1 protein-coding gene is annotated in these 4,656 nt (G+C 43.7%); it reads right to left on the reverse strand.

The window, feature by feature from the left end; all coding sequences use genetic code 11:
* Nucleotides 1-4,656: PKD domain-containing protein (locus ACOCEA_RS16665; protein WP_420757409.1), on the reverse strand; the 4,656-nt coding region annotated here is incomplete at both ends.

Raw genomic sequence — 4,656 nt, forward strand, 5'->3', positions numbered from 1 at the left:
AGGGGCATCGTTCACGACAGGGTCCGTCACGGTAACGGTGATGGTCATGGTATCGGTGAGCCCTTCGGCATCGGTCACCGTGAGCACGGCGCCATAGGTACCCGCGACGGTATAGGTATGCGTTGTATCGGCATTGCTGTCCAGGGCACTGCCGTCCCCAAAGTCCCATGAATGGGATACCACGGCACTGTCGTCGGTGGATGCGCTACCGGTAAAGGTGACCAACAGCGGCGCATCGCCTGAAAGCGGTGTTGCCGAGGCCACTGCCACAGGGGCATCGTTCACGACAGGGTCCGTCACGGTAACGGTGATGGTCATGGTATCGGTGAGCCCTTCGGCATCGGTCACCGTGAGCACGGCGCCATAGGTGCCCGGGCTGGTATATGTATGTGTTGTATCGGCGTTGTTGTCCAGGGCGCTACCGTCCCCAAAGTCCCATGAATGGGATACCACGGCACTGTCGTCGGTGGATGCGCTACCTGTAAAGGTGACCAACAGCGGCGCATCGCCTGAAAGCGGTGTTGCCGAGGCCACTGCCACAGGGGCATCGTTCACGACAGGGTCCGTCACGGTAATTTGAACCGAATTCGTATCTGTATTGGTATTGTTAACACCGTCATTATCTGTCACGCTCAACGTAACGGTATAGGTGCCAGCCATAGTAAATGTATGGGATGCTGTACTGCCTGTTTCTGTGGGGCTACCATCACCATAATCCCAAGTATAGCTTACAATTCCAATATCATCTGTAGAGGCGCTACCATCAAAATTGACCAATAGGGGCACTTCACCACTTACGGGGTTGGCAGCGACTACAGAAATAGGAGGCTGATTTATTGCGGTCGGATTTACAGTAACATCAATACTTTGGAAACATCCGGTGCTGTTGTTGCTTAATAGCCATTGTCCTGTATAGGAAGTAGTTATACCTGTTATGCTGAATGTACCGGGTATACTGATACCGGAAAACGGATTTTGGATACTAAATTCATTTTCTGCGAGACTTTCAACCCCAATACTAAAATCATCCCCTTCATTTAGAACAATGGGGTTATTTCCTATAGTGGGTACTCCGTTGATAGTATAGTTGGCAACCACGGCATTAGCAGCACAAACCCCTATGAATACGGTTGTACTACAACCTCCATTTTCTGAAATTAGCTCATAAAGGCCTTCGGTTGCCACAGAGGCTGTAAACGTATATGTTCCTGTAGGATTACTAGTGCCATTAGGTGATATTACGGTAAAATTGGTTTCTCCTTGGATGCCCATAGTCACGGTTGCGCCATCATCAATACCAATGGTACTGATATTTGTGTAGGTAGTGCCAAAGAAAGTTACTTCAGAAATTAAGTTATCACCAGTACTGCAGATGACGTCCAAATTAAAATATACACTACAACCTTGGTCTGTTGTTAGGGTATAGGTGCCAATGTCTGCTCCAGTTGCCCCAGTAATGGTAACCGGTCCATTTATAAGGCTTCCCGAAGGATTGGTAATGGTATAATTACTTAGATTTTTAAGACCTAAGTAAAAATTATCACCAAATTCTATGGTAGTATTGGCATAATTTTGCAATGGTCCGGTATTTACCCGGTATTCCGTTACAATACCTTGAGGATTACAGTTTCCAACGGATAAATTAATCCCTAAAGAACATGTTGTGGTATCATCATTATTAATTAAGACATAATATCCGGCGTCTGCAGTAGACAATGAAGCTATGTTCAAAGGTCCGGTACTTCTTACGCCTTGTGGATTTACAATTTCATAATCGGTTACGGTATCATAACTTAAAAGAAAGGGGTCACCCGGGTTTAAGGTAACATCCGTAGTGGTTTGCGTAACCCCATTAACACTGAAACCACCATTGTAATCTGGAAATGGTAAACTTACATAAACGTCAATGGAACCAAGGTCACATCCAGCATTTCTAAACTTCCAAGTGCCTTGTAATGCACAACCAGCCCTTGGAAAAAACTCAGAATCACCAGTTAACGATTCAGCCCCTGTAGGATATACTATAACTGCATTTGGATATCCCACAAGACCCAGCTGGAATGAATCTACATTCCCTCTTAAGTAAATAGGGCCAAACCCCTGGGTAGTTACACCATTGATCGTATATTCTGGAACGGCGGGCTCACCATCACAAACCGCTAAGTAGAACAGAAATGGACAGCCGCCATTTGGTAAAAAACTATACAGTCCTTGATTATCGATGGTTATATCATTTAAGGTAAGCATGCCATTGGTAACTGTACCATCTGGTGAAGTCACCGTATAATCGTCGCCTATGACACCAGACATACCCAATTCTATGTCTGCACCTACACCTAATGAATATATGTTCTTATTTAGAATGGTGCCTGCATAAAAATTCATAAACATGTTTACACCAGCTGGTTGTATACATTGTACTTGGATATCTATCTCGTATGAGCATATGCCACCATCAATTTCTATAGTGTAGATGCCAGAATCTGTTTCATCTACATACAATAAATCCAATTCGCTATCATTTTCAACGGCACCACTTGGGCTTATAATTCTAACATTGGCAAAATTAATATCTAAATTAGATAGGATTTTAACTCTATCCCCAACTTTAATAGGAACAAAATTTTCTACATTCTTTATGACATTGTTTACGGATACGTTGTAAAAATCTGCACCACACTCTAAATTAATGGTCACGATTAAACTACAACCTTGTTCTGTTTCTATGGTAAATGGGCCGATATTATTGTCAGATAGTCCTCCAATGGTAAGGTCTGTTTGGTCCATGGGTTTTACCACGATACCGTTTTCATCTAAAATTCTAAAATCCAAATTATCTTGGTAGATACCTAAGGTAAGAGGTAGCCCACGGTATGCCGTTATCGTTAAATCATTGGCATCTTGCGCTTGAAAGGTCTGTCCATCTACTATATATTCAGGTCTTAGCGCTTCAGCATTACATACGAATGGATTAACGTTTACTGTTAAAATGGCAGTACAGCCCCTTTCTGAAATTACTTCATAATCCCCACTATCTGCCAATGTAATTGCACCAAGATCAAAAAAACCGGATGATGCCACATTGTTAATGGTACCACCAGGTAATTTTTGTACGGTGAAGGATTGGTTAATACCATTAGGATCCATAGAAATAGCGATGTTTTCACCTTCGGTAACGTTTAAGGTTTGGTCATTACTACTCGGATACGTAGTGAATGTACCGTTTATGCCGTATTCTAGCGCAAATTTAGCCGCATTGGTACAATCGTAGGCTGAGACTTGGAGATCAATAGATGTGGTACAGCCTTGTTCTGTGTTGATGGTATAGATTCCACTATCGGCAATTGCAAGTACGTCTGGAAAGGTGTAGTCAGTTTGGCCCATAGCTTTTAAAACGGTAGTGCCATCCGTTCCTATAACCTCAAAGTCAATATTGCCAGGTTCCATACCAATGATAAAATTATCCCCCGTTTCAGCAGTAACAGTTACCTGGTTGTAATCGGGAGCTTGGGCGTATGAACCGTTAATTGCCCATTCCGCAACAACAGTACCCACACAGTCAAAGCCTTCAACACTTAGGTCTATGTTGACTTCACAGCCATCTGCTGATACCAATGTGTAAATTGCCGCATCATTAAGTGCTACATTATTTATGGTAAAGTCTCCTGTTGTGTTTAGTAGCGAATTACTTAAATCCCCATTCTTATAAACGTCAAAACTAATATTTGCACCCGTAGTTGATTTTTGATTGGGTACCAAGCTAAGACGAACTTCTTCACCCTCTTGTGCTATTAGCGCAACATCTTCTAAGGGGTTGCCATTTTGGTAAGAACCGGAAATACTTGGAATTCTCCATTCTGGACTAACCGCAGTGCCATTACAGTCAACAGTTGGGTCTACCGTAATGTCTATTGTAGTCGCTCCTATTTCACTGTCATTGTCGGTTACGTTTAGGGTTACCGTATAGGTACCAGGAGTTAAAAAGGTATGTGTTGGTGTTGCTCCGGTAACTGGGTTGCTTCCGTCTCCAAAATCCCAATTGTAAGCGGTTATAAAGCCATTGGTATCTGTAGATGTAGAACCATCAAAGGCCACTGTAAATGGTATTTGCCCAGAAACAGGTGGTGTAGGAGCACTTATAATTGCCGTTGGTGGCGTACCTGGACTAGTAGCGTTAAAAACTACATTATCATAGGTAGATGTTGCAAGCGTACCATCGGCATGCGAGGTTGTGGCTAGACCAACATAAATGGTAGTCCCCATGGTGATGGTTTGTGTGCCAAGGTCTGTCCACGTAAGCCCATCAGGGGAAATAGCACTGGTGAAATCATTACCAAAACGCACCATACGTACATAATAAGGTATGCTCTGTACAGTGGCAGTGGTAGAGGTGGTAGCACCGCCAGTAGTATTTCTATGCTGAAAATAAAAGGATGGAGCGCCATTATTTGCCACGGGCGACATCGTCGTTTGAGCATGTTTGGCATTTGCAGCTAAAGAATTACGCATCATGACCCCTGCCTTGGCATAGGCATTGGTCTGCTCCAATGCGGTTACCCTTGCTATAATCTCGCCATTTCCTGTCAATTCCCTGTACACAAAATGGAACTCGTCCGCACTGCCCCAGATATCGGCACCCGAGGCACGTACCTCAAA

The sequence above is a fragment of the Maribacter luteocoastalis genome, assembly GCF_048890225.1.
GTDB classification, from domain to species: Bacteria; Bacteroidota; Bacteroidia; order Flavobacteriales; family Flavobacteriaceae; genus Maribacter; species Maribacter luteocoastalis.